The sequence below is a fragment of the Acidimangrovimonas sediminis genome (genome assembly GCF_002871005.1).
Lineage (GTDB): Bacteria > Pseudomonadota > Alphaproteobacteria > Rhodobacterales > Rhodobacteraceae > Acidimangrovimonas > Acidimangrovimonas sediminis.
The window spans coordinates 1-26,281 of record NZ_PHSN01000049.1; the positions used below are offsets into that span (position 1 = coordinate 1).

23 protein-coding genes and 1 tRNA gene are annotated in these 26,281 nt (G+C 63.1%); 17 read left to right on the forward strand and 7 right to left on the reverse strand.

Annotated features, from left to right (window positions below):
* Positions 1-65 precede the first annotated feature (65 nt).
* Complete coding sequence (locus tag CVV76_RS23575) at positions 66-1,334, reverse strand: glycosyltransferase family 4 protein (protein ID WP_102227135.1); 1,269 nt, start codon at positions 1,332-1,334, stop codon at positions 66-68.
* 302 nt (positions 1,335-1,636) lie between these two features.
* Between CVV76_RS23575 and CVV76_RS23580 the strand changes: the two genes are divergently transcribed.
* The 6 genes from CVV76_RS23580 to CVV76_RS23605 all read left to right on the forward strand — a co-directional run bounded on the left by CVV76_RS23580 (position 1,637) and on the right by CVV76_RS23605 (position 12,733).
* Positions 1,637-3,094: a glycosyltransferase family 4 protein gene (locus tag CVV76_RS23580; protein WP_102227136.1), complete on the forward strand. Its 1,458-nt coding sequence runs from the start codon at positions 1,637-1,639 to the stop codon at positions 3,092-3,094.
* Positions 3,095-3,555: 461 nt separating this feature from the next.
* Positions 3,556-4,923 (forward strand): FkbM family methyltransferase, encoded by a 1,368-nt coding sequence (locus CVV76_RS23585; protein WP_102227153.1) that lies wholly within the window; start codon positions 3,556-3,558, stop codon positions 4,921-4,923.
* A 100-nt stretch (positions 4,924-5,023) separates the two neighbouring features.
* The gene (locus CVV76_RS23590; RefSeq protein WP_233193132.1) at positions 5,024-8,125 is read left to right on the forward strand and encodes a glycosyltransferase; all 3,102 of its coding nucleotides are present in this window, start codon (positions 5,024-5,026) and stop codon (positions 8,123-8,125) included.
* A gap of 216 nt (positions 8,126-8,341) precedes the next feature.
* Positions 8,342-9,331, forward strand: coding sequence for a class I SAM-dependent methyltransferase (locus tag CVV76_RS23595; RefSeq protein WP_102227138.1), 990 nt, complete (start codon positions 8,342-8,344; stop codon positions 9,329-9,331).
* A 13-nt stretch (positions 9,332-9,344) separates the two neighbouring features.
* Positions 9,345-11,600 (forward strand): glycosyltransferase, encoded by a 2,256-nt coding sequence (locus CVV76_RS23600; RefSeq protein WP_102227139.1) that lies wholly within the window; start codon positions 9,345-9,347, stop codon positions 11,598-11,600.
* Entirely contained in the window at positions 11,600-12,733 is a 1,134-nt protein-coding gene (locus CVV76_RS23605; RefSeq protein WP_102227140.1) for a glycosyltransferase, read from the forward strand. The genes CVV76_RS23600 and CVV76_RS23605 overlap by 1 nt, the downstream gene beginning before the upstream one ends.
* Before the next feature lie 547 nt (positions 12,734-13,280).
* On the opposite strand, the gene CVV76_RS25065 is transcribed toward CVV76_RS23605, so the two are convergent.
* A tRNA-Cys gene (locus CVV76_RS25065) sits at positions 13,281-13,421 on the reverse strand.
* A 54-nt stretch (positions 13,422-13,475) separates the two neighbouring features.
* Here CVV76_RS25065 and CVV76_RS23610 point away from each other — a divergent pair.
* Positions 13,476-13,898 (forward strand): very short patch repair endonuclease, encoded by a 423-nt coding sequence (locus CVV76_RS23610; RefSeq protein WP_102227141.1) that lies wholly within the window; start codon positions 13,476-13,478, stop codon positions 13,896-13,898.
* A gap of 43 nt (positions 13,899-13,941) precedes the next feature.
* The gene (locus CVV76_RS23615) at positions 13,942-15,255 is read left to right on the forward strand and encodes a DNA cytosine methyltransferase (protein WP_199178701.1); all 1,314 of its coding nucleotides are present in this window, start codon (positions 13,942-13,944) and stop codon (positions 15,253-15,255) included.
* Here CVV76_RS23615 and CVV76_RS23620 read toward each other — a convergent pair.
* Positions 15,205-16,050, reverse strand: a complete 846-nt coding sequence (locus CVV76_RS23620; RefSeq protein ID WP_233193133.1) for a hypothetical protein — start codon at positions 16,048-16,050, stop codon at positions 15,205-15,207. The two genes, CVV76_RS23615 and CVV76_RS23620, sit on opposite strands and share 51 nt — an antisense overlap.
* Positions 16,051-16,276: 226 nt before the next feature.
* On the opposite strand from CVV76_RS23620, the gene CVV76_RS23625 reads away from it, so the two are divergent.
* On the forward strand, positions 16,277-16,945 hold the full coding sequence (locus tag CVV76_RS23625) for a DNA-binding protein (protein WP_102227143.1): 669 nt from the start codon (positions 16,277-16,279) through the stop codon (positions 16,943-16,945).
* A gap of 2 nt (positions 16,946-16,947) precedes the next feature.
* Here CVV76_RS23625 and CVV76_RS23630 read toward each other — a convergent pair whose 3' ends face one another.
* The gene (locus CVV76_RS23630) at positions 16,948-18,672 is read right to left on the reverse strand and encodes a hypothetical protein (RefSeq protein ID WP_146010378.1); all 1,725 of its coding nucleotides are present in this window, start codon (positions 18,670-18,672) and stop codon (positions 16,948-16,950) included.
* A gap of 608 nt (positions 18,673-19,280) precedes the next feature.
* On the opposite strand from CVV76_RS23630, the gene CVV76_RS24825 reads away from it, so the two are divergent.
* The 5 genes from CVV76_RS24825 (at position 19,281) to CVV76_RS23645 (ending at position 22,355) form a co-directional block, all read left to right on the forward strand.
* A complete protein-coding gene (locus tag CVV76_RS24825; protein WP_146010379.1) occupies positions 19,281-19,616 on the forward strand; it encodes a hypothetical protein in 336 nt (111 codons plus the stop codon).
* Positions 19,617-19,811: 195 nt separating this feature from the next.
* Positions 19,812-20,219, forward strand: coding sequence for a hypothetical protein (locus CVV76_RS23635; RefSeq protein ID WP_102227145.1), 408 nt, complete (start codon positions 19,812-19,814; stop codon positions 20,217-20,219).
* A 104-nt stretch (positions 20,220-20,323) separates the two neighbouring features.
* Complete coding sequence (locus tag CVV76_RS23640; RefSeq protein ID WP_102227146.1) at positions 20,324-20,719, forward strand: hypothetical protein; 396 nt, start codon at positions 20,324-20,326, stop codon at positions 20,717-20,719.
* A 240-nt stretch (positions 20,720-20,959) separates the two neighbouring features.
* The gene (locus CVV76_RS24830) at positions 20,960-21,247 is read left to right on the forward strand and encodes a hypothetical protein (protein ID WP_146010380.1); all 288 of its coding nucleotides are present in this window, start codon (positions 20,960-20,962) and stop codon (positions 21,245-21,247) included.
* Positions 21,234-22,355: a tyrosine-type recombinase/integrase gene (locus CVV76_RS23645; protein WP_158243238.1), complete on the forward strand. Its 1,122-nt coding sequence runs from the start codon at positions 21,234-21,236 to the stop codon at positions 22,353-22,355. Before CVV76_RS24830 ends, CVV76_RS23645 begins: the two co-directional genes overlap by 14 nt.
* A gap of 18 nt (positions 22,356-22,373) precedes the next feature.
* On the opposite strand, the gene CVV76_RS23650 is transcribed toward CVV76_RS23645, so the two are convergent.
* The 3 genes from CVV76_RS23650 to CVV76_RS23660 form a co-directional block, all read right to left on the reverse strand.
* Positions 22,374-22,988 (reverse strand): hypothetical protein, encoded by a 615-nt coding sequence (locus CVV76_RS23650; protein WP_102227148.1) that lies wholly within the window; start codon positions 22,986-22,988, stop codon positions 22,374-22,376.
* Between the two features lie 106 nt (positions 22,989-23,094).
* Positions 23,095-23,925 carry a DUF3883 domain-containing protein gene (locus CVV76_RS23655; protein ID WP_102227149.1) on the reverse strand — a complete coding sequence of 277 codons (831 nt, stop codon included), beginning with the start codon at positions 23,923-23,925 and terminating at the stop codon, positions 23,095-23,097.
* The gene (locus tag CVV76_RS23660) at positions 23,922-24,107 is read right to left on the reverse strand and encodes a DUF6946 family protein (protein ID WP_146010381.1); all 186 of its coding nucleotides are present in this window, start codon (positions 24,105-24,107) and stop codon (positions 23,922-23,924) included. The genes CVV76_RS23655 and CVV76_RS23660 overlap by 4 nt, the downstream gene beginning before the upstream one ends.
* 78 nt (positions 24,108-24,185) lie before the next feature.
* Between CVV76_RS23660 and CVV76_RS25070 the strand changes: the two genes are divergently transcribed.
* From CVV76_RS25070 to CVV76_RS23670, 3 genes are all read left to right on the forward strand, one after another.
* On the forward strand, positions 24,186-24,578 hold the full coding sequence (locus CVV76_RS25070) for a hypothetical protein (protein ID WP_158243239.1): 393 nt from the start codon (positions 24,186-24,188) through the stop codon (positions 24,576-24,578).
* On the forward strand, positions 24,575-24,925 hold the full coding sequence (gene tnpB, locus CVV76_RS25075) for an IS66 family insertion sequence element accessory protein TnpB (protein WP_158243240.1): 351 nt from the start codon (positions 24,575-24,577) through the stop codon (positions 24,923-24,925). The genes CVV76_RS25070 and tnpB overlap by 4 nt, the downstream gene beginning before the upstream one ends.
* Before the next feature lie 85 nt (positions 24,926-25,010).
* Complete coding sequence (locus tag CVV76_RS23670; RefSeq protein WP_102227152.1) at positions 25,011-26,111, forward strand: AAA family ATPase; 1,101 nt, start codon at positions 25,011-25,013, stop codon at positions 26,109-26,111.
* The last annotated feature ends 170 nt before the right edge of the window (positions 26,112-26,281 follow it).

Sequence of the window (26,281 nt, forward strand, 5' to 3'; positions counted from 1 at the left end):
TTCAGGGAGGAGGAGGGGCGTCGAAACGCGCGCTACGGGGCGTTGAGCGGAGGGGTGACCCGCCGTCAGCCTGCCTTGGCCACCGGCGCGATTGCCGCGAGGACGTCGCGCGAGACGTCCATCCAGTCCCTGAGCGTGTCATGTGCCGCGGCGATCCGGGCCCTGAGGTCGTCGCGGTAGGCGGTATCGGTCATCAGGCGGTTCACGATGCCGGCCAGCGCCTCGGGGTCGTCCGGGTCGAAATAGAGGCCGAGATCGCCGCAGACCTCGCGGAAGACCGGCGCGGTGGAACAGATCGCGGGGGTTCCCAGCCACAGCGCCTCGCCCGCGGGGAGGCCCCAGCCCTCCATCCGGCTGGCAATCACCAGCGCGAGTGCGCCGCGGTAGAGCGCGACAAGATCGGTCTGGTTGGGGTTCTTGCGGAAGATCACCCGGTCGCGGATCGCCGCGAACCGCTCGTCCTCGAGGTACTTGCGGACGCTGTCGCGCGGTGCGCCGGCAAGGATCAGGAGCGGCACGGGCTTCCCCTCGCCGGCGAGCCGCGCCATCGCGGCGAAGACGACGTCGAGGTTCTTGCGCCCGATCGAGGCACCGACCGCCATCAGGAAAGGTTCCTGCGGCACCTCGCCCTCGGCCGGTTCGGTGCCCTCAGGGCATTCGTGCACCAGCGGGATCGGGATCACCTCGGGCGGGGTCGGCAGGTGGCCGCTCTGGCCGAAGGAGATGATCTCGTCACGGGTGAAGGCGGAGTTGGACAGGACCAGCCGGGCGCGCGAGAGGACGTTGCGGTTGTCGTGGATGAAGTTGCCCTTGAACGACTTGCGCTTGTGATTGAAGTGCTCGTGCAGCGGGATCATGTCGTGCAGCAGCGGGATGAAGGTGACATGGACGCCCTTTCGGTCGAGCGAGGCGAACTGGTCGGCCATCAGCTTGGGGCGCCCACAGGAGACGAGGATCCGCCCCTGCAGGTCGATGCGCGGCATGTCCGCAAGGCCGGCCTCGTCCCAGGCCTTGAGGTTGCGCTTGCGGGCGATCCGGCGCAACGGCACCAGCAGCAGGTCGCGCAGCGGATTGGGGGTGTAGTATTTCTGGCGCAGCCGCAGCTGCTTGACGCCCTGGGGCACCTTCAGGTCGACCTGTCCGTCAGAGTGGAGCTCGGGAAACACCTCGACGAAATCGTCGAGCGCGTAGGAATAGACGCAATAGCGGATCGAGGGGTCGAGCCGGCGCAGCCCGGCGCCGATCTCGGCGACCACCCGTAGGATGCCGTAATATCGCAGCTTTCCCGTCGAGGCGAGGAAGACTTCGGTCAGGTCGTAGACGATTTCAGTCATGTCGGTGCCGGGTCCGTATTTCCCGCGTGCCTATCATCCGGCCGGTAACTGGGCAAGAACGCTGGGGCGGGCGCAGGCGGCCCGCGGAAGAGGGCGGTGAAAATCCGCCCGGGTCCGCCCGGTCCGCGTGGGAGGGGGGCACCTTCGGGCGCGGAGATTTCTGGCGCGTCGGCGGAAAGCGGTGCAACACAGGTGGCAGGACCTGCACAGAGCGGCGCGTGGCCCTTGTGACCCTTGAAGCGCCGGGCGCGCTTGGGGTAACTGGCCTTGAAGGAAGTAAATGGGGCGTGGGGAACGAGCCGATGCAGACCGCAAGCTCCAGCGAGAGGTTCGTCTTCGACATCTCGGCGATCCTCGACTATGTCGAGCGGACCGAGCACTATTCCGGCATCCAGCGGGTGATCGTGAGCCTGCTTGCGGAGTTCGTTGAACTGGCGCCCGGCGACGACGTGTTGCTGGCCTATGTCGACCGGCGCACCGGAAAGTACATGTGCTTTCCCTATGAACAGCTTGGAAGAGACGCGTTCCTGTCGCCTCGCGCACTGAGGGCACGGTTCTTCCCCGCGCGCAAATGCAAGGTGCAGCTCGAAGCATTCGATCGGTACAAGGCGCGCCCGGGCAAGCTCTGGTATCACCAGACCCGGCTGGATCTTGCGGCGCAGTTGGGACGGGAGCGTCCGTTCCGCCGCTATAATCTGACCGTCGACATGTGGCGCGAGGCACGCGGCATGAAAACTCCCGGCGAAAAGCCGGAGCCGCCGATCGAGAGCGTGCCGTTGAGCGAGGTGGCAAAGCCGGGCGATCACCTGCTTCTGCTGGACTCGAGCTGGGCGCCGCGCCATGCCGAGGCGTTCCTTGCGGCGAAGGAGGCGGGGCTGATCGTCCATACCTTCGTGCACGACCTGATCCCGCTGGTCTCGCCCGACACCGTCGATGTCTCGTTCTCCGAGATCTTCCACGACTGGTTGCTCGGTTCGGCGGCCTATACTTCCAGGTACATCGCCAACTCGCAGTCGACCGGAAACGACCTGCGCTATTTCCTTGACGCCTACGGCATCGACAAGGTGGTGGGCGTGGTGCCGCTGGCGCAGGCCGGGGTGCCGCAGACCGCGCTTGCCCCATGGGAGCGGCAGGACGGCCCGCTGTCGCGCAAGATCAAGGCCGAGGCCTATCCGTACCTTTCGCAGACGGTCGGCATCCGGGCCGATATCCGGCAGACGGTGTCGGTGCCCTATGTCCTTTGCGTCGGCACGATCGAGGCACGCAAGAACACATGGCGGACCATCGCGGCATGGAAGAAGCTGCTCGAGGCGGGGCATTACGACGTGCCGCGGCTTGTCTTCGCCGGGCGCAGGGGGTGGATGCGGTCCGACTTCGACGACATCCTCGCGGGGACCGGCAACCTCTACGGTTGGGTGCGGGTCGTCGAGGGCCCCACCGACCGTGAGCTCGACTACCTCTACCGCCACTGCCAGTTCTCGGTGATGGCCAGCCTCTACGAGGGCTGGGGGCTACCGGTGGGCGAGGCGCTGTCCTATGGCAAGACCTCTGTCGTGGGCACGACGGGGGCGCTGCCCGAGGTGGGTGGCGACCTCGTCGAATATTGCGACCCCGCGTCGATCGAGAGCATCGCCGGCGCGGTGTGGCGGCTGTGTTCGGATCCGGTCCGGCGAACCGAACTGGAGGACAGGATCGCGGCGACGAAGCTCCGGTCCTGGAGCGATGTGGCGGCAGACCTGCGCCGCGCCGTCCTGGACTAGGCCGGGCGCGGTTTCGCCGGCGAAGTCGTGCCGACGCCGACCCGGAGGAAGGCGGTCGCCCGCCATCGGACTTCGTTCGCGAAACTCTATGGGAGAGGCTTGTGAAGTTCCCTTAAATCAATATCTTGAAGTCATATTTTCACCCATAGGATGAGAGCTGTCTGTCGGCTTCGCGCGCCGTCGGGTGGCAGCTTTGCAACGATCCGCCGATATGGGTCGCCGGGGAGGGCCGATATCCCGCGGCAGGTTGCGTGTGCGTTGCGCACCGAGGTAACGATTTAGGGCGATCTCGCGCAGAAATTTGATATCACCGTACCTCGGAGCGGACACCCGATGGCTGCAAGGATGCATGGCCAAGCTATCTGCCCCGAGGCTCGGGGCGGCCTTTTTCGGCCTCGGAGCGGGGCAGGTGCGTGGTTTCCACCGTGCGGGCTGCCGGCGCCATTGGGTGAGGGCCCGTGGTGACGGTGATCTCCTACGCACAGAACTTCGAAGATGTCATGCTTTGGCGTGCATTGAAGGACGTCAAGAAGGGCTTCTACATTGATGTCGGTGCCCATTCGCCCGACGAGATGACAGTGACGCGACTGTTCTACGAACATGGCTGGCATGGCATCAACCTTGAGCCGAGCCCACCATTCTTTGCAGAGCTTGAACGTCGCCGTCCCCATGACCTGAACCTCGCGGTGGCTGTGTCGGACGAGTCCGGCGAGGTCGCGTTCCACAAGATCGAGGAGTCGGGGCTGTCCACCCTGGATGCCGACATCGCCAAGCGTGCGACCGATATCGGCTGGACCGACGACATTCTGCGCGTCCCGATGCTTACGCTCGCCGAGATCTGCGCCGAACACGTGCCCGAGGGGCAGCCGATCCATTTCCTGAAGATCGACGTCGAGGGGCTGGAGGAGAAGGTGATCCGCGGCGCGGATTGGACCCGATGGCGCCCCTGGATCGTGGTGGCCGAGGCGACGATCCCCATGAGCCCCGAGCAGAATTATTCCGGCTGGGATCCGCTGATCCTCGACGCGGGGTACGATTTCGTCTGGTTCGACGGGCTGAACCGCTATTACGTCGCCCGGGAGCATGGCGCCCTGAAGGACGCCTTCCAGGCGCCCCCGAACGTCTACGACCAGTTCCGGCTTGCCGATGACATCAGTCACGAACGCCGAGCGCTCGAGGCGGAGGCGCGTCTTGCTGACGAGGCGGCCCGGCTGGCCGAGACCGAGACTGTGCTGCACGAGCGGCTTGCCGAGACCGAGGGCACCCTGCAAGCAAGTCTCGCCAAGGCGGCCGCCACGATGCGGGCAGAGCTGTGCTCCGAGGGACGCGCCGGCGTCGAGGCCATTGGTGCGCGCATCGACATCTTGCAGCGGGAAACGAGCGCACAGCTGTCCGACCTTCAGCGGACTCAGCAATGGGCGGTCAAGCACCTGCAACGGCGTCTGGAGGAGGAGCTCCTTCCCTTCAGGGGAATGTTGGAAACGCTGGAATGGTCCCGCAAGCCGCTGTGGATCCGGCTGTTCTTTCGCCGGAGCGGAAAGCCGAAGAAGGCGCTGCGCCGTCTGCTGTTCCACGCCAGCGGCAAGCCCCGGGGCATGTTTCGTTCGCTGGTCGTGCATTCGGACGGCCGCCCACATAGTCCTTTCCGCAAGTGGATGGAAAGTTCGGACTATCTGAACCTCCGTTCCGCCGTGCGTTCCCCGTCTACCGCGGCGCGCTCCGATCCGGCGCAGCAGGGTCATGAGCAGGGAAAGAACCTCAGCGCCGGGGCAGATCTTGCGCGGCGGCGGATCCTGGCGCGTCGCGCCCCCGGTTCGAAGGGTAACTAAGTCTTCCATGCGTATCGTCGTAGATCTTCAGTCGCTTCAATCCGGCATGAGTGCGAACCGCGGGATCGGCCGATCTTCTCGGGCCCTCGTGAAGGCAATGATGCGAAATGCGCCGGACGACGCGTTCGTGCTGCTTTTCAATGGCATGATCGGCAAGGAGAATGACCATCTGAGGCGCGAGTTCGAGGCGGAGTTTCCCGAGGCGGAGGTGCGGTTCTGGACCGCTGCCGCGCCTGCCGGTCGCCGCGGGGCCGAAGACCGGCGCCAGGCGGCGGTGGCGATCCGCGAGGCGGCGATCCGCGACTGCGGTGCCGACGCGGTCGTGGTCACCAGCTTCTTCGAGGGGGGCGACGACGACGGCGTGACCGCGGTGGGTGCAACGCCGACCGCCGTTCTGCTTCATGACCTGATCCCGCACCTCTTCCCCGAAATCTACCTCAGGGATCCGCAGGTCAGGGAGTGGTATGCGGGCAAGATCGAGGATCTGCGGCGGGTCGGCTGCCTTCTGGCGATCTCGGACTGCTCGGCACAGGACGGGATCACGCATCTGGGGATCGACGCCGCTCGGGTCGTCAATATCTCTTCGGACGTTGACCCGATGTTCGCCACCCGCCCGGTGAGCGAAAGTGCGCGTGCGGCCCTGGGGCAGGAGTTTGGCCTGACCCGCCCGTTCCTGATGTATACCGGTGGTATTGACCAGCGGAAGAACATCCCGGCTCTGATCTCGGCTTTCGCCGCCCTTCCGGAGGCGATCGTCGCAGACCACCAGCTGGCGATCGTGTGCCAGGCCGGTCCGGGGGAGAAGGAGACGCTGCTGCGTCATGCCCGGGAGGCGGGGCTTGCGGAAGGGGCCGTGGTGCTGACGGGGTTCGTCAGCGACGACACCCTCGTCACCCTCTACAACGACTGCAAGGCGTTCGTCTTTCCGAGCCTCTACGAGGGATTCGGGCTGCCGGCGCTCGAGGCGATGCGCTGCGGCGCGCCGGTGATCGGGGCCGGAGTGTCGAGTGTTCCCGAGGTGATCGGGCGCGCTGATGCGCTGTTCGATCCTGCATCAGTGCCGGAGATGGCGCAGATGATCGAGAAGGTGCTGACCGACGACGGCTTTCGCGAGGATCTGCGCGGTTTCGCCCCGGCGCAGGCGGCGCGGTTCGATTGGAACGAAAGCGCGCGTCTGGCGCTGGCCGCGGTGCGCAGGATGGTGGAAGAGGCCGCATCGCCCGCTGCCGCCAAGCCCCGGGCCGCGGGCAAGCCACGGCTTGCCTTCGTGTCGCCTCTGCCGCCCGAGCGCAGCGGCATCGCCTATTACAGCGCCGAGTTGTTGCCCGCCCTCGCGGCGCATTACGAGATCACGCTTGTCGTCGATCAGCCCGAGGTCGCCCGGGATGCCGGCCTTTCCGGGTTCCCCGTGCGGGACGAAACCTGGCTTCGCGCCCACCCGGAGGCCTACGACCGGGTCGTCTTTCAGTTCGGGAACTCGCATTTTCACGGCTACATGTTCGATCTTCTGGCAGACATCCCGGGTGTCTCGGTGATCCACGACTTCTACCTGTCGGGCATTGCCAACCAGCTTGGCAGCGAGGAGTTCTCGCGCGTGCTCCGTGACGGCCACGGCTATGTCGCGCTGCTGGACCGTTTCGCGGGCGTCGGCGAGGCCGAGGGCAGGCATCGCGCGGTGACCAATTGGCCGGCGAACCAGCGTGCCGCGGCGCCGGCCATGGGGGTCATCGTGCATTCCGAGCATGCGCGCGCGCTGGCCCGCGAAACCTACGCACCCGAAACGGTCGCCGACTGGGCTCTGGTCCCGCACCTGAGGAAGCTGCCCGAGGTAAGCACGGCGCTCCGGGACGAGGCGCGGGCTCGGCTGGGGGTGGCGGAGGACGAGATCCTGATCTGCAGCTTCGGCTACATGTCGTTCAAGAAGCTTGTCGTCGAACTGGTCGATGCCTTCGCGCAAAGCGCCGCGGGAAAGAATGCCAAGGTGCGGCTCGTGTTCGTGGGCGACGGCGGGGAGACCGGGGCCGCGGTCCTGAGGCGGGCGGGGGAGGCGGAGCTGGGCGCGCGGGTCACGATCAACGGCTGGACCTCGCCAGAAGATTACCGCGACTATCTCTCGGCCGCGGATCTCGCGGTACAGCTTCGCAGCGCTTCGCGCGGTGAGAGTTCCGGCGCGGTCCTTGACTGCCAGGCCTATGGCCTTGCCACGATCGTGAACGCGCACGGCAGTTTCGCGGATCTCGACCCGGGAACGGTTCACCAGATCCCGGACGGGTTCGGAGCGCACGACCTCGCCGCGGCGATCGACCGTCTGGTCGGGGATTCCGAACTGCGCGAGAGGCTTGGCGCCGCAGCGCGAGCCAGGATCGAGGCGGACCACGCACCGGAGATCTGTGCACGGGCCTATCACGACGTGATCGAGGATTTCTACGCGCGTCGCGGTCCGGCAATGCAGGATCTGACTGCGTTGCTGGCAGCGATGCCTGCCGACGAAGCGCGCGACGACACGCTTGCGCAAGCGATCGCGGACACGTTCGCGCCGGGCGCACGTGGGCGTCAGCTTCTGATCGACGTGGGCGGGGCGCAGGGCAATGTGCTTCCCGCGATCCGTGACATGATTGGCGATTTGCTGCGGCATCCTCCCCGACACTGGCGGATCCAGCCGGTCTATGCGGACACGCGACTTTGCAGATATAGATATGCGCGGAAATTCTCGTGTGAATTGTTGGGCATTCCCGCCGACTGGTGTGACGATGCGGTCATCGACAATTACCGCGGCGATGTTTTCGTCGGACCCGATATTTCCGGGGGCTCGCTTCAACAGATGGTGCCGCGGCTTTCGGCGATGGCGGCGGCCGGCACCGAGATCGCCTTTCTGCTGGACGAACCAGATGACGCGGAATTGCGGGATTTCGTCGGAGAGGGTCGCAGGGACCGCGCGGTGATCTCCGTCTGCGACACCGTGCTTTGCGCGACCGGCGCGACGGCCGCGCGGCTTGAACCTCATCTTGCCGGCATGGGGGAGGGTATCGCCGCGAGCCCCCGGATTCTGCCGCTGGAGTTGCGCGGCGGCGAGTTGCGGGCTTCCGGGAACTCGGATACCCTAGAAAGTGTTTTCTCAGAAGGTCATTCGGGCCTGTTGCACAGCAGTGGGAGCCTGCTTGCGGCGTTGGGCATCTTGGGAAAGGCAGACGATAGAGAATAGGATTGCGAGTGGTCTCGCGGCAATTTCCGAGGAATTGGGCAGGGTTGGTGCGGTTTCGGGAAATATGCGGAGGCCGGAGAATTTAGGACCCCTGAACGAGACTGGTTCCTTATTGGGGTGTGTTTGCGGAAAGTTTCGGGTGTAGTGGGTGTGTCCGATAATCCGCGAGGCGCGTGAAGATGAAGCGCGTGAAGATCAAAAATTCAATGGTGGGCCGTGGCAAAGATCAAGAAGCAGGATATCTACAGGATCCCGGTACTCGGGTATGTCCTTCATCTCGTCGAGGCATTCTTTCGGCTACCGCGCAATGACGATCGCGTTCGGCAATTGCGCGATGAGATCCGGTCACTGCACGGCAGCTACCTTTCGAGGGCGAGCGAAAGCGTGGCGCCCGCAAGTGCCCCCACGGGCAAGGGCGACTCGGTGCTGGCTCAGCATCTTCCGGCATTTCTCAATGCCGTCGGCACGGTTCCCGCTCTCGCCAACAGGATGGCCGAATTCGACCGCAGGCTGTCCACCGGGCAGCAGGATCGCGATCGGGATCTGCACCGTCTCGATGCCCTTTCGCATGAATTGGCCGAGACAAGGGCTCAGGTAGAGAAGCTGCGCTGCGAGATTGCCGGAGTGCCGGCCGCCATGCCTTCCGATGCGAACTGGCGTCAGGGCACGTCGCAAGCCGTCGTGCGCGATGTTGAAAAAGTCGAAACCGCACGGCAGAGCGGAAAGATCCGGCTGAACCTGGGGGGTGGAGGCGCGCCACTGGACGGCTACGTCAACGTGGATGCCAAGGCCACATCAGGCGTGGATGTCGCGGGACCGCTCGACGCACTGCCGTTCGATGCGGACAGCGTGACGGAAATCCGCCTTGTCCACGTGTTGGAGAAGTTCCCGCACGAGGACCTTGTCGAGCGGTTTCTCCCCCACTGGTTCGGTCTTCTGGCGCCCGGTGGAACCCTCATGGCACGTTGTCTGGACGGCGAGGCGATGGTCGCGTCTGCGGGCGCGGGGCGCATCAGCTATGAAGATTTTCGCAAGGCTCTGTTCGGGGCCCCCGGTGGAAGCTGCCCCCGTAACCTTCTTGCGCCCGATGCGCTGGTCGGGGACCTGCGCGCCTGCGGGTTCGAGAACGTGGAGGTGATCGAGAAAGGGCGGCCACACGGCGACGGTTTCGAGTTCGAGATCATCGCGTCGCGGCCCGGCGCCTGAGCGTGGACTGCGCATGAACATGAAGCCTGAGTCTTCTACCCTGCCGGTCTCCGTTGTGATCTGCACGGACGGCCGCGCAGCGACGCTGGACCGCGTGCTAGGGTGTCTGCAGCATCAGACCTATCCGGTTTTCGAGGTCGTGGTCGTCCGTGGCCCGACCGAGGACGGTATCTCAGAGGTTCTGCAACGCTGGGGGGATCGGATCAAGGTCGCCCACAATGCCGAACGCAACCTGTCGGTGTCACGCAATCTCGGGATTGCGCTGTCGACGGGGGAGGTCGTGGCCTTTCTCGATGATGACGCCTTCCCCGAGGCAGACTGGCTTGCCCGGTTGGCGGCTGTCTACGATGACGAGTGCGTCGGGGCCGCGGGCGGTTTCGTTTTCAATCCCGACGGGTATTCCCTGCAATATCGCTTCGGCACGATCAACCGTATGGGCATCGCGGATCTCAGCTGGCAGCGCGCGGCGCCTGAGCTGTGCTTTCCCTATTCCGCGAACTTTCCCCATCTGCTGGGGGCCAACAGCTCGTTCAGGAGGCGTGCACTGCTCGAGGCCGGTGGTTTCGACGAGGAATACGAATACTTCCTGGACGAGACCGATGTCACGGTGCGGCTGGTCGATGCAGGCTGGAAGGTCATGCAGCTGCACGGCGCCTTCGTGCATCACAAGTATCTGCCATCGGCCCTACGCAACAGCGAGCGTGTCGTCACCAACTGGTATCCGATCCTCAAGAACAAGCTCTACTACAGCGTCCGCTACGGCCTGGACTACTACTCGCTCGAGCAGATCATGGAGAACCAGCATGATTATGAGCGAGGCCTTGAGGGCGAGGTGAGGAAGGCGATCGAGAAGGGCAAGCTTGATCCCTCCATCATGGATGGCCTGTTGGAGCAGGCGCGAAACGCCACGCGTGACGCGCTGCTTCGTGTGCAGGATCCGCCGCGTCATGGCGATTTTCACCTTGCGCCCCCGCCGCTGCTGCCATTCGAGACCAGGCCCGGCCATCAGCCCGATCCGCGCTGCTGGTGCCTCCTGAGCCGCGAGTATCCGCCCGGCAACGTTGGCGGTATCGCCCGTTACACGCATGAGTTGGCCCGCGGGCTCGCCGATCTTGGGCACGAGATCCACGTCATCACCCGCACGGATGGCCCCGACACCATAGATTTCGAGGATGGCGTCTGGGTCCATCGTGTCGCCACCCGTCCGACCGACGCAATCGACAAGGACATCTCGGACCTTCCGGGAGAGATCGCCCGTCCCGCAACCAGGATCCGGCGAGAGGTGGAGATGTTGGCGCGGCGGCGCCGGGTGCATGCCGTTTCTGGCCCGATCTGGGATGTCGAGCCGATCGCCCTTCTGGCGGGGGAGGGGATGCCCGCCGTCGCCGTCAGCCTGCACACATCGCTGAAATCCTACATCGACAGCAATCCGCGCGGGGCATTCGACAAGGACTGGCTGGACAACTTCGCGCCGCCGGTCGTCGCCGGGGAACGCCGGTTGCTGATGACCGCCGATGCCGTGATCGCCAACAGTAACGCGATCGTTGCGGATCTGTCTGCCGCGCACGGGTTGTCGCCCGAGGACGGACGTCTCGTCGTGCAGCCGCATGGGATGATGGACTGGGGCGAGTTGCCGGCGACGCCTCCAGAAGCTCTGCCCGAAGGAGCGCTGCGCATGCTGTTCGTGGGGCGGCTGGAACCGCGCAAGGGCATAGACACGCTGCTTGCGATCGCACCCGAAGTGCTGGCCGCACGGCCGAATGTCGTGCTCGACATCGTGGGCGAGGATCGGGCCCCCTTTGCCGACGGCCCACCGATCCGCGAACGCTTCGAGGCAGAAGGCCTTGCACCCGAGGTGGCGTCGAGGATCCGGTTCCATGGCGGCGTGGCCGACGACGTTCTGCGCGGCTTCTATGCGGCAAGCGATCTGGTGGTCACGCCTTCGCGTTACGAAAGCTTCGGCCTGATGCTGGTCGAGGCGATGATGTATGCAAAACCCGTTATCGCGTGCAGGGCAGGCGGTATGCCGGAAGTGGTTGCCGACGGCGAGACCGGGCTGCTTGCGGAGCCCGGTGACACCGAGACGCTGAAGACCTGCGTCGAGCGTCTTATCGACGATGCGGATCTGCGCGGCCGGATGGGTCGAGCCGGGCGTGCGCGCTATGAAACCCATTTCTCGGCCCGCGTCATGGCGCAGGGGGTTGCACGGGGTCTGATCGACGCCGAGCTGCGGCATGATCGGCGTGTCCAGGAAAGGCAATCGGCGTGATGGATGCGGTGAAGCAGGGGCGCCCTCCTTATCGTGTGGTCGTCTTCATCCCGGTGCTGTCCAGGCACGACGCGACCTCGCAAGAGGCGATCGAGCTTTGGCAGATCATCGACGCCGCGCCGGATTACGAGGCGACGCTTGTCGTCGGGCACAGCAACATGCCGGAAATTCCGGTCCGCCGAGTCGATGGCGTTCTAGGACTTTTGCAGGACGAGGCCTATCTGGCGGCCGACGTCCTGATCTTCGAATTCGCCGTCTACAACGAGATGAACAATGCGATGTTCATTGGCAACGGACACGCGAAGCTGGTGACGCGTTTCCACAATGTCACGCCGGCGCGCTTCCTTCCCGCCAAGGCGGCGCCGCTGATCGAGAAGTCGCTCGAACAGATCCTGCACGTGCGCCAGAGTCAGGAAGTCTGGGCGGTGAGCCAGACCAACATCGACGCGCTGCTGGAGCTTGGGGTCGCGTATCCGGGGGCGCATGTCATTCCGCTCACGGTGGACAGTCCCGCACTTGGAGCGCTCCCATCCGGGCAGGAGCCGGTCGAGGTGCTGTATCTCGGCCGTTTCGTCCAGTCCAAGGGGGTTCTGGAACTGCTCGACGCCTTCGAGGCCGCCGCTTCACGCAGCCGGGTGCGGATGCGCCTGAGGCTGGCCGGGAACGAGAACTATTCGGATCCGGACTACCTCACGCACGTCAAGGCCCGCGTCCGTGAAACGACGGCCGACGTCTCCTATCTGGGAGAGATCCCGAACAAGGCCCGCGACCAGCTCCTCGGAGAGACTTCGATCTTCGCGATTCCATCTTACCATGAGGGGTTCTGCAAGCCGATCGTCGAGGCGCTGCGCGCCGGTGCGCTGATCGCGGGATACGCGAGCTACAACATCCCTCACGTGACGGCAGGCCTCGGGCGCCTGGTGGCCCCGGGTGACGTGGAGGGGCTGGCCGCGGCATTGGTCGAGTTGGCCGAGGCCCTTGGCGATCCATCGGCTGCGCTGCCTCTGGATGCCGGCCCCATGGATCGCTCGGAGTTCCATGCCCGCCGCGATTCCCACGTTGCCGGGTTCGAGCGGATCGACGCGCTTGTGCTTGAGCGTCTGAGGCATGTGATCGGCTCCGACCCCTCCTGACATGCGTCCGCGGCAGGGGCGCCGTGGCGATCAGAATCGTCTCCCGATGCGGGCGTCGGAGGTGGAGATCGGGCCGGTCATCCTTTGACGGCCGGAGGCTGACGCTAGAGGTCTGCGCCGGTTCACATCAGGTTCTGCATCCGCTCCGGTTTCGCATCGGGCAGCGGAGCCATGATTTTTCGCATTTGTTTCAAAATTATTTCTATTGATCGACAGGGATGAACTGTCGAGCGCGTCCTTGACGGAGATGGTCTTCGAACGTCTGGCGGTTTTGGTGCGCAGGGGCGCGAAGCGGTCCCCTGGCTATGAATGCGATCTTGGGCGTCAGGCCCGGCACCAGGCCGAGTTGACATCGTCTGAGTTCTGCGCCGGTGTGGGCGAGGTCATCGCGTCGCATGGCAGCGAATATGCGCTGGCTGGCTCGGCAAATCATGCGCGCGCGTCAGGCGCACAAAAAGCGCACGTGAACAGAACGAGACCAGAACGCGAATCTGATACCGGGAGTGATACCCTATGACGACACAGATTGCTAAGTGCTTGAAAGTAATGGAGGCGAGTACCGGAATCGAACCGGTCTACACGGATTTGCAATCCGTGCATGTCCGTTGATTTTACTTGGTTTTTTTGTAAACTGAACTCGGATCTCTCTGCTCGAAATCAATGACTTACCGCGGAAGTGTAAACCGCCCTGCCGACGCGAAGTCGCCCTTTTCTCTCTTGCTGCACAGGGTATGGTTTGCGGATGGTCGATCATGTGACGCCGGAGCGCCGTTCCTTCATCATGTCGAAGGTAGGGCAGAAAGACACGAAGCCTGAGCTCGCCCTGCGGCGAGCGCTCCACCGTCTTGGCTATCGCTACCGGCTCCATCGTCGCGACCTGCCTGGTACTCCTGATTTGGTGTTTCCTGCGCGACGGAAGGTGATCTTCGTCCACGGTTGCTTCTGGCATGGCCATGGCTGTCGTTGGGGCAGGCTGCCGAAATCCCGGCCAGAATACTGGCTGCCGAAGATTGAAACAAACAGGGAACGTGATAGGAAGGCGGTAACAGCTTTGCGCGAGGCTGGCTGGGAGCCGCTGGTCGTTTGGCAATGCGAGTTGCGCGATCTCGAGGCGGCAGTGGGGCGCGTCGTCGATTTTCTCGAGCGCCCTATTTCGCTGGTCTAACCGTTGGGTGCGCGATATGTTGAGAAAAAAGGAGGATAGGGGCATGGCAAGACCAATCGGAGTCGATCTGTTTTCAGGCGCGGGCGGCATGAGCCTTGGCTTTGAGCAGGCTGGCTTTGATGTCGTTGCCGCTGTCGAGATCGATCCGGTTCATGCGGCGGTTCACAAATATAACTTCCCGAAGTGCGCGGTCATCCCGAGATCCGTGACCGACGTGACCGCCGAAGACATCCGGGAAGCCGCGGGCATCGGAGATCGGGTCGTGGACGTCGTGTTCGGCGGCGCGCCCTGCCAGGGCTTCTCGCTTATCGGGCATCGTGCGCTCGATGACCCGCGGAACTCGCTCGTGAAGGACTTCGTCCGGATCGTGAAGGAACTGGATGCCACTTGTTTCGTCTTTGAAAACGTCAAGGGGCTGACCGTCGGGAAACACCGCAAGTTCCTATTTGAGTTGATCGAGGAATTCGAGGCCCTCGGCTACGCCGTACAGAGAGACTGGCGTGTTCTGAATGCCGCGGATTACGGTGTCCCCCAAGATCGCCAACGATTGATCCTGATGGGCGCGAAACATGGTTTCGATTTGCCGGTCTACCCGGCTGTCGTGTCGAAGCGTCCGACTTGCGAAGATGCTCTGAACGACCTACCGGACGCGGAAGATTTTCCGGAGCTCCGTTCCTCCGATGAAGTTGCGACTTCTACCTTCGACAAGCCCAGCAAATATGCGGAGCCATTGCGCGGACAGGGCAACGACGCTTGGGGGTTCGGACATCCCCGTGAATGGGATTCTGGCAAGCTCACCTCAAGCGCGCGTACGGAACATACGGAAATCTCCAGACGTCGTTTTCGCGAAACCAATCAGGGTCGAGTGGAGCCGATTTCGCGCTTCTTCAAACTGCCGGCGGACGGAGTGTCAAATACGCTTCGTGCCGGCACTGATTCAGCCCGTGGGGCATTCACCAGCCCGAGACCGATCCACTACGCCTATGATCGATGCATAACCGTGCGCGAGATGGCGCGCCTCCATGGATTTCCCGACTGGTTCCGCTTCAACGCAACCAAGTGGCATGGGGCCAGGCAAATCGGCAATGCGGTTCCCCCGCCGTTGGCACGTGCGGTGGCGAGTTCTATCATTTCGTCACTCGGCGTCCGGCCCACCCGTCCATCGAAGGCCCTCGAGCTCGGTGACGAAGCGTTGCTGAAGATGGGCAACAAGGAAGCTGCCGCCCACTTCGGGGTCGCGAACCCTATCGGCAGGCGTGACAAGAAGAGCGGCGCCAAGAAGCGCAAACAACATGAGATCGAGGCATCAGATGCCCTTAACAGAGGGGCGGAGTTCGTAGATGGCGTCGCTGGCTAAAGTCAGCTCTTCGAGTTTCGCGGCCTCGTCGCGTTTCACCGCCTCAAACTCTGTCAGGTAGAAGCCTACGCCCTTGACCGTCCGAAGACCAATAGGGATCACCGTCATGATGCTGGCATCGGCTTCGGCGAAGGCTGCCTGCACCTGATTTATGATCTGGCTCGGAATGAGAGGATCCTTGGCCTGCTTCGCCTCGCAGGTCACCAAGATCGGTTGTGGGTTCTTTTCGTCGCCGGCCTTCCCGAGGAACAGCGCATCGATCTCGGTCGAGCGAAGCTTTATGCCCATCTGCAGGTGCGCGAGCTCGAGCAAGGGAAAGGCTGGCGCCACGGAAAAATGCGTCTCGACGACACGCAGATTGATTGCCGTTTGGATCAGCCAGGTTTCATCGGATCGCCCGAGCGACTTGGTTACGAGCGGGATGCTGATCGATTGGACGGGAAACCGAGGTGCATCATCGCGGACCTTAAAGTCGTCCGGGAACGGTTCTGTCTGCCCAGGCCGATAGGGGATGAACTCGAAACACTCCCCTTCGCCGGTTCGTTGAATGGCCGTAAATCCCTTGGCTGCGACTGGAGCAGGCCAGTTTTTTGAAGCGTTGGCTCCCCGTTGTAGATCCTTCAGAAAGTTTGCGGGGTTTCTATCGCTGAGCGAGGCCCCGCTCATCGCATTGCATTCCCGGATCGCCTGCGCGACGTCATCGAGACTCATCAGGCTCTTAGTCAGGATGCCGCGATCAGCGTCCCAATATTTATCAAACAGGTATTCGATTACACTTGTCTTCAGCGACGCCATCTCTTTTCTTTCGCAATATCAGATCATTACGGCAAGACGATCCACAAGTATCCCGTGACCCAGGTGCCGTGAAGCCAGATTGCCGTGTTCAATCACTTCGCGCCAATGATTTCTTTTCCGGGCCGAGGGCAACCCTCCCATGTACTTCCTGCCGTCCCGTTCCGGGGCGGTAATGGCAGGTAATGACGATACCGACCATTACCATTACCAAGACAGGAGGCAGGTCATGCCGAAAGACGAAAAGAACACCCCGTGGAATGAAAAAGAGCTCAAGCTGGACCGCCGTGTCGAGGCGATGATTCTGGCGTATCAAGAGGCACACGATGGGGCTTTCCCCACCCAGGAAGAGGTCAAGGACGAACTCGGCGGATCGTTCCGTGAACTCAACCCGTCGGTCAAACGGGTCAGGGCCCGACTGCTGACCACGCAGTCGCTGCTCGCCACGATGCCGGAGATGCCTGATCAACTTCGCCAGACCGGTGACCAGTTCATGAAAGAGATCTGGATGGTCGCCCGGGAAAAGGCCGACGCTGATCTCCGAGATGTTCGTCAGGCTCAAGCGGCGAAAGACGAAGATCACCGTCGACAACTGTTGGAAACCGAAGAAGCGCTGTTCCAGATCGAAGAGAAGCTCGAGGCGGCAGTTGTCCGCGCCGAGGCCGGAGAGGAACGCATCAAGAAACTCGAGGCCGAACTTGCGGAGCGGACCCGAGAACTGGACGCGCTCAAGGCTCGCCTCGAAGAGCGGAGCGAACTTTTCGCGCTCCTGGGCCGGGGAAAGAAGGAAGACGGCGACGTGCCCGAAGCGGAAGATAAAGCGAAGGGCCGCGGCAAGGCGGGACGCGGCTCCGAAAAGAATGACGACCCCGAAACCGCTGATCTGCCGATGAACTGAGGTCACCGCCTTGTGCGCTCTCGAGCGCCATTCCGTCGCGTGATGGCGATCTGATCGGGCAGTTGGTCGGTGTATCGGCTGGCCTCTGCCGGATCTGTTGCCTTGGATGGGTCGTGGCGCCCGGTGTCGATGTCGAAACCTCTCCGCTTTGCCGCGTCCTCCAGTACGAAGATGCCGCGCTCAAAATCTCCCCGAAGATCAGGGCGGTCCTCGCAGATCAGCACCGCGTCCGTTGTCGCCCGATGGCATGCGCGCAGGCCGAGGTTGGGAATGCCTCGAAGTCGGGCGAGGACCTTCTCCACCGGCGTCCCGACTTCCACCGCCCACGCGCCCGGGAAATCCTCGGGCCCGTAGTCCGGATCGCGGCCCTCGGCGATGTCGCCAAGGACGGGATCCGGCTTGCGTCCGGCGCGCTCCTCCGCGGCCCGCAGGACGCGCGCTTGGCGACGGTGCTCAGCCTCTTTCCGCTTCTGCCGGTCTTCCTGTTTCCAGACGCCAGCGACCCTCCTGGCAAAGCCCAGGATGTAGTCGTAGGCCGGCTGCACAGCGGCCTTCAGCGTCTCACGCGCCGCTTTGGTTGCGGGGCGGTTCGGCCCGAACCCGAGGCCTTCGCGCCGATCCTCCGTAGCCTCCCGGTACTCGATCTGCCGCGTCAAGACGGCGTCGCTGCCGATTTCAACAGCGTTCTTGTAGGCCTCCGCTTCGGCCTTGGCCCGCACCGCCTCGACCTTGGCGGTGGTCGCGACCTGCTTGTCCACCTTCGCCTTGTGCCAGCGCTCGATGATGTCTCCCTCTTTGACTTTGAGACCAGCCTCCCTCTGGTCCAACCGTTCACGCCGTTCGAGTTCGGCGGCCAGGGATTGGGCCAGGGCCGCGTTCTTGGCATCGAGTTCCGCATTGGTGGCCGCGAGCTCCTTCTGGCGCTTGCGATCCTTCGCCTCCTGCGCCTTCGCTTCCTTCTGCCGATTATACTCGGCCCGGGTCAGTCGTCGGGCCTTCGGACCCAACCTCAGCAGACCCGCCTCATCGAAGACGTTCCTGTGAAAGTCGTCCTGCCACCGGCGCATCGCATCGCAATAGGCCCTGTTCCCGGCGCGGTTGATCTCTTGCTTTGACCCCTTGTCCCGCAGCCTTGCCACCTCGGCCTCCTTGGCAGCATGACCGGGGTGCAGATGATTGACCCGACCGCGCTCTGGATCGATCGCGTAGAAGTGGGCATGAACGTGCTCCTCATCCCAGTGGATCACGCCGAGCATCATCTTGCCGCCGGCAGCCTCGATCCGCGCACGTTCATGGTCCATGGCAGCCCGGATGATGCGGTGGCAGTCTTCGCGCAGCTCGGGTTCGCGCAGCGCATCGACGGTGAGGACCGGTAGCGAGACGACGCAGGTGTAGAGCGTTGGGGCATCGCTCCGCAGCTTCCTGCGGATCTTCTTCTTCGTCCCATCCCTCTGGGTCCGGACATAGCTCTCCGTCTTGGAGGCGGCCTTACTGTGCGCCTCGCGCAACTCAGCGAAACTGTCTACATCCCCGGCCAGAAGCTCGGGCGGCGGTCCGCCCTCCGCAACATGCTGCGATGCCAACGCCTCTCGTTCTGCCTCTTTCATGACATCCGACGCTGACCACTTCCGGTCGCCGTTTCGGCGCTTCTGCCCTCCGCCTGGCCCATTTGGATTGGCCGGTTTGACGGCATAAGTTTCAACGTGAGCGTACTGATAACCTTTCATCCTCGTTCCACCTTTCGCCGTTGAGGTGGAGCGGAAATAGGGAAAGCGGTCCGGCGTCCCAAAAAGCGCCGAGGCGACCCAGAAGACGGACCAGCGATGCAGCCTTGGGGCGGCCCGCGAGGAGGCGGGCAATACTCATAGGGACCGACTATGCGTAGTGCGAGCCGCCCCTCCGGGGCTCAATACGCGCGGCTCTCCGAGGGCGCCTTCGGCGGGACCGAGGGAGGCTCCACCCCCTCTGGACACCCGGGCAGGGAGAGCGCCCGCCGCCTCTCCCTGCACCCTCTCAGGCCGCCTTCCGCGGGACCAGAGGGATCGTTCCGCACTTCCCTCTGGACACCCTCGCGCCGCGGGGGGAGCGTCGTTCCGCACTCCTCCCCCCACGAGCCCCCCACCTGCTCGCACGCCGTGCGGGGTCGAGAGGGGGCGCCCCCTCTCGACGCTCTCCCCCAGGAGTGCCCCCGAAGATTGCACCGGCGGCGCGCTGGTCGTGCCGCACCGCCGGTGCAATCGTCGAAATGACGAAATCCGCGATATCTCCAGGGGTATTTGCAGGATGCCCCGCGGCAATGTCCTGGCGAACATTCATCTACGGAAGGAGCCTCCTGATGGCATTCGCCCCGAAGCCAGAACTTGTCCAGTTCAGCATTCTGTCCGGCCCAGCCCGCCGGCAAACCGTCTGGGTGATCTATCCCGGGCTGCCACCGATTATGCACGCATTCGGCATTCGGAAAACGTTCCTTAGGCCTTCAGGCGAACCTTACGGCATTGAGGATCTGTGTTGGATGATCGCGCTCGAATGCCTGCCGAAGATTTACGGTGCGATGAGCGGTCACGAGAAAATCGCCGTCCACGCCGCCGAGGAAGAGGCGCTACGCGCGCTGCGCGACGCAGGCGAAGAGATCGAAGCTGCACTTGCCGATCCGGCGTCACGATTTTCGTGACGCGCCGCCGGATCGGCCAGCGCGCGTTCGAGAAGGTCCTGGACCAGACCAAAGACTGAGAGGAGGAACCCCAACCCCAGCCGTACGATCATACCTTTTTGCCTGGGGTCGGATCGGACGGTTGGGCCCATCGTGGGAATGGCGGAGCGAGATCTTGACCCGGGCGCGATTGCCCGGCCCTTCCAAGGAGTTCAAATGTATCTTCGCGAAATCTCACCTCGCGCTTCCGCTCGTGCGGACGCGGATCATGGCGATCCGTTGCGCATCTTCATGTCCAACCACCTGAACGGCCTGCGCGACGCTGCGGGCTTGCTGGCTGGACAACGCGGTGTTCGCCTCGTCGAAACGATCGCCGATCGCCTTCACAACGATACGACGAGGATCGCGCGCGCGACGTGGCTCGCCATTCGCGACCTGCTCGGCATTCTCACGCTGGAGCATGTTCACGACGAGCGCCGCCCGGAAGCCGGTTTCTTCGCGCGGATCGATCCTGCAGATCCGGTGGTCGAGGAGGTGTGCCTCCTGACCGACGGCCTCCGCGCGGCCCTCGAGAAGGTGCTCGCCGCCGAGCCCGAGGCCGTGCGCCTCCTCGAGGTCGCCTGATCTGACGACACACCTACGCTGCCGGCCTTCGCCGGCAGTTCTTGACGACGACAGAGATCGGACGCGCGGCAGGGGTCGCGGGCTGCTCGTCGAAGGAGCTCTGAATGAGCAGAAGTGATCAGGCCACTTGGACCACGCGGCGCGATGAAATCCGGGAGCGGGCGGTGATTGAGGTTGCCAAGCATGTTCGCCGACATGGTTTGGGCCTCCACGAGGTCGTTTCGCTGGCGGACGATGGGCACGCCTTGGATCAGACTGAAACGCTGATTGGAGAGGCCGATAGGGCCTTCCCTGACCCCGAGATCCTGAAGCGGGCGCTCACGGAAGTTCTCGGCTGCCTCGAGAACCTCTCCATCGCACGCGTCGACGAGCTATCGCGCGAAGGCGGAGGCCCTCGGGATATCTTCGCTGCCGTCGACTGGCACGGCGCTCGTCTGGCCGACCTCGCGATGAGGTATGGGCCGGTCCTGGCGCCTGCCACGGGGGGGGCGCGTAGGTAGAGAGGCGGGACAGAGGATCGCGGGCTTGAACTTCTCGCGAGAGAGCGCGCCGACAATCTCTCCGTTGCCACACTGAGGTTGGCGCGTCCGCCCTCTGGACCGAAATGATGGATTTCTTTCTTTCCTAATCAATTGGTTGTCAGAAATCTTCTCAATTTCCCTGCTTTTTCTTCCTGCCTCGAATGCATCGTACGCATGTTATCGCGACGAGAAGAACCGAAAGCCCGAAAAGACCCGAAAATGAGCAGTATTCCACAAATCCCAGGCATCGAATTTCCCGTTCTGAATGGGGTGCCCCTCATGTTGATGACCGGAGAAGAACTGGCCGCCGCGATAAAGTTCGGCGGTGTCACCAGCGGATTCCGCTCATGGTGCGCGAAGTTGGGGATCAAGACTGTTCCGGGGCGTAGCAATATCTACGATCCCAAGCATGTCCGCGAGCGGCTCGATGCCGCCCAAGGGATGAATGCGCCGGCGGCTCCCGCGAGCCTGGTCGCTCAAAGGAGGGCGCGCCGTGGTCAAGCCTGATATACAAGGGGTGCATCGTGTTCGGAAGCGGCTGAGCGACGGGACCATTCGCCATTACCACTATGCGTTCCGGGGTGGCCCATGCTTTTGGAATTCGGCAATGTCTTTCGCCCCGCCGCAGCCCGAATATTTTCTCGCCTACAACGATGCCATTCGAGGAGCTTCTCCACGGGGCGTCTCGACGAACCGAGACTCGACGGCGGCTGTGATGACGCGCTACCGGAAGTCCCCGCACTTCACGCAGCTGAAGCCGCGGACGCGCCAAGACTACAAGAAATACCTCGATTCATTCGGGGAGGAATTCGGCAACGAGCCCATCAAGATATTCGAGGAACCGGAATCTCTCGACGAGATCGGAGAGTGGAAGAACCAGTGGGCGCATTCGCCGAGGCAATTCGATTACGCTACGAGCGTCGTGACCCGCTTCCTCAACTGGACGAAGGCCAATGTGGCGGCTCTTTCGATCCATCATCATTTCGACGTCGAACGGCTGTATCGGTCGGACCGCTCCGACATCATCTGGTTGCCGGATGAGCAACGTGCGTTGCTCGACGTTGCCTGCGAACGGGAGAAGCGCGTTGTCGTCGCTGCGTCGGAAGGCGGCCTGACGCCACAGGACATCGGCATCCTCACACGCGAACATGTCCAGAATACGCGACTGGGGCGCCGTCTCTACTTCCGGCGCACCAAGACCACGAAGCCGGTCAGCATACCGGTCACGCCCGCCTTGGGACGCTTGATCGACGAGACGCCGGAGGATCAGGAATATCTCGTTGTCTCTCTGACGGGTCGGCGCCTGACGCCGGAGCGTGCATCCCAGATCGTTCGCGATCTGAAGGAGAGGGTGAACACGATGGCGGAGGGGAACCCCGCAATGATCCGCGTTCGCGACGAGCTCCGGCTCTACGACATGCGCGGAACGGCGGCGACGGAACTACTTCGGGCCGGCTGCTCTCTCAACGAGATCGCCGTCACCATGGGGTGGGGGCTACGTCATGCCGCGAACATCATCGAGAAATACGCCGCGCTGGTCCCCGAAGTGGCGGACGAGGTTTTGGCGAAGCTGACTGCGGCGCGGGAGAGGGCCGAGGTCGAGCGGAAGACCTGAGGAGATCATGGACCTGGTTCAGCGGACAGTGGAGCGCTGATCATCAAGCCAGCCGTCGAGACCGCCAAAATAGTTGGCAATGCCCTCCATGACATCTCGCAAATTCTCAAGGTCTATCATGCGATCCGGTAGCTTGATTTCATGACCGTCTTTTCCCCAGCCATACCGAAGATTCACCCCAGATTTGTCGAGCTCGTGGTAATCCTTGATCACCTGTTCGACAGCATCGTCGACGTCCTTTTCGGTCGGGCCGGTTTCTTCGATAATCCTGCGACATTCTTTCCAAAGCTGCCATAGGTTGTGGCCAACCTGCACCCCGGAAATGCCTGTCCCACCATACATGAGGACCACCCACTTCATGGCGAGTTCCAAACCGTGCCGATAGTTGAAGAGGATCGGATAGATGACGGTGTGCCTCTCGTGCCCGTATCCTTCGGACAAGCACATCTGAACCAACCCGTCGGCAGCGGACAGGTAACCATCCCAAAGCAGGGCGTGCTTGGAAATCGGGTGGGATGTGAAGCCGACGCCAAGGTTCCAGTCATCCGATCGCCGCAGCAGCCGGTCGCCTTTCTTGGGCCACCGGTAATCGCGATCAAGGATGTCGGTGAAGCTGCTTGGTAGTTTTCTCATCTCGGCTACCTCTGTCGATCCGTCCCCTTATGATTAACTTCGGTCAGCCTCCGGCGCTCCATGGCACAACGCGCGCCGGAAGATCGTAGGTTCGGCTTGTCTCTTCTCAGCGGAAGCCCGCCTGAAATGTCGTCGGCGTCAGCGAGACGTGGGCGTCGAGAGGAGGACGAAGTTCGAAGGCGCGAGGCTCACGCGAGAAGTTGTAGAGGCGGAACAGGATCCAGCTCTCCCGGCGTTCGTCGGCGACCGCCAATTCGTTTCGAGAGATGTGGAAGGGCGTCCTATCCCAGCCGTTCGTCGTCTTCACCTCGATCAGGCGCCGGGCGCCGTCGGGCGCGAAGCTGGCGATGTCGAAGCCGGCTCCATCGCCGCGGTCGCGCGAGACCCATTCGATGCGCTTCGCGAGGTCCTCCCGTCCGGCACCCATCAGGATCGACCGCTCGTGATGGTAGACATGCGCCTCTCCAGCCTGGCCGAGCGCCCGGTTCCGCTCGTCGCGGGCGGCGACGTCGAACCTACGGGCCACAGCCTGCATCTGCTCGAGTTCCTTCGGAGGCGGCGCATTACGCATTGTGGGCGCCACGCCGATCCAGATCGGCCTGGGTTCCGCCAGGCCCGGGGGTGGGGAAGGGGGGACGCGCGCCAACCAGCCTCGATGGTTCTGAAGCCATCGTGCCACTGCATCGATCAGCGACGTCTGGAAGTTGAAGGCTGGCTTGTAGCCCTGGATCCAAGTTTCGCCCAGCCCGACCAGGACCGCCGAGATGTTCTGGTGCTTGAACTCGATCGAGCCTTTGGTTCGCCCAGTCGCTTCCTGCAGGGCGCGGTTGTGGGCAGCCTTGTTGTAGGGACGCCCCGCCAGTTCGTTGCCGAGCATGGCGAAGTAATCCGCTACGATCGCGTCGTTCTGGAGATCGGTCCAGTCGTCGCCGCTCATTGGGCGACCGGCTCCAAGAAACGGGCCTCACCCGTCGCCCAGCCGAGGATCAGATTTCCACCGCCTGGCAGCGTCCGCGTCAGGCGCGTGCCCCGGGCGGCATCGACGCCGAGGAAGGCACAGAAGGCGGCGAAATCCTCGAACCAGCGGTGCTCCTGCGAGAACGAGTGTAAGCGTTGCATGTGGCCCACATTTTGCCCCCTGCCCAGGCATTTGGCTGCCGTGATACCTGTAGCTCCACATGAGCACAGGAGGCGAAGATGTCAGACCGCGAGGTGTGGGGCTTCACTATCACGACCAATTCGGCCGGCAAGAACATCTGGCCAAACGCCCTCAAGCGAGAGGCGGTGCGGCGAATGGTGGAAGACGGTGAAGCGCCTGGCGACATAGCTGCGGAGCTTGGCGCGCACGAATGCCTTGTCCGGAAATGGGGTGTTGCCGCGCGCCGCGCGCGTGGCGAACGTATTTCCGTGGCAGAACCGGCCTTTGCCGAGATCAGCGTGGGCGATACGCCGAAAGCCCCGCAGACCTCCGCCGCGGCCGGGGCGACCGTGGGGCGGCTCCACATCGGGGCGCTGTCGCTCGAATTCCCGCTCGACATCGCCGAGGCCGATCTGCTCAAGCTGATCCGTGTCGCGGGGCACGCGTCATGATCGATCCTTCGAGCAAGTACCGGATCTACCTGGCCACAAAGCCTGTCGACTTCCGGAAAGGCATGGACGGGCTGGCCAATTACATCGCCCAGAACTTCGATCTCGATCCGTTTTCCGGGGCCTTCTTCGTGTTCCGCTCCAAGGGGCGCGACAAGATCAAGGTCCTGATGTGGGACGGGACCGGCCTCGTGCTGATCTACAAACGCATCGAGGGCAACGGCTTCTACTGGCCGAAGCTTTCGGAAGGCCGCGTGACGATGACCAAAGCCCAGTTCGAGGCCCTGTTCGAAGGGATCGATTGGCGCAAGGTCACCTCGCCCAAGTATCTCCACCCGCGCAGCGCCTGAGGCAGGTTTCGCCAGCGCCGCAGTTCCACGCCTGAGTGGTCAGCGAGAGCGGAATGCGTCCGCCCCATTTTCATGGAAAACCGGAATGACCAAGATCTCCTTCATCTACGCCCGCTTCTTCGACGGCAACGAAAGCAGTCACGCGATCGAACGCCGCTTGATCACCCACTTGCAGGAGTTGCGGACGGCGAAACTTCCGTCCCCGCCTCCCGGCTCAGAGGATGAAGACGAAGGGATTGAATGGGAGGTCCCTTCCCCGGCAGTCCGGATCACCCCGGCAGAGGGCAAACGCATTCGGCGCAGGGCGGAGAACGTTGTTGAACGGCGAGAAGCGGCGTCAGGTCTGGGACACCTTCGTCGTGAGGATCGGGAGGCTCTAAGGCGCTTGCGTGATGGGGTGCGCCTGGCGCCCATAACCTCGGAGGCGCAGGCTGACGAGATAGCAGCAAGCCTGCATTCCGCAATGCCCTGGATGCAAGCCGCGACCGCTCATCTTTGGCATGCGATGCGGAGGTCAGCGCACCGCGGGGAGACGGGGTTTCGTTTGCCCCCGCTGTTGCTTCACGGACCGCCGGGCATTGGTAAGAGCGTATGGGCGCGAAGGGTCAGCGAGGTGTTGGCAGTGCCTTTGAGAACAGTCGAGGCCAGTGGCGAACAGGCCTCGTTCGGCGTCGTTGGCTCTCAGCGTGGGTGGGGGTCAGCTTTCCCTGGAAAGCCGCTCCAAACCATCCTGCAGCATCTCGTGGCCAACCCGATTATTGTCGTCGATGAAATCGAGAAGGCCGGAGTGGCGACATCCACACGTGGAATGAGATGCAGTCTGACTGAAGCACTGCTGCCCCTTCTCGAACGCGCGACCGCCAAGGAATGGGAATGCCCTTATTATCAGGTGCGCTTCGACATGTCGTGGATCAGTTGGATCATGACGGCCAACGATACCTCATCCTTGCCCGACCCCTTTCTTAGTCGCATCGAAGTGGTTTCGCTTGGGCTGCCTGGCCTTGCTGACCTCAAGCAATTTGCACTTCACCTCGGGGAACGACAGGGACTAGCTGGCCCCGCAATCGAAGCGGTGGTGAAGGCTATTGAGGTAGCCTTCACCCAAGGTCTTTACCCAAATCTCCGAACTGTCATTCGTATGCTGGAGCGCGCCGAAGCCCTGCAACGGCTCCCAGTCGTCCACTGATCCGCAGGGGCGCGAGGCCACGGAGGCGCAACTCAAGAGGTGAGCTAAATGGCCCACTGGTATTCGTCGGACTTGCATCTCGGTCACAGCAGGATCATCGAATTCTGCAATCGTCCGGTAATCCCCCCCGATCTTAAGGGGATGCGGAAGTAGAATTTTCTCGGCAGGAT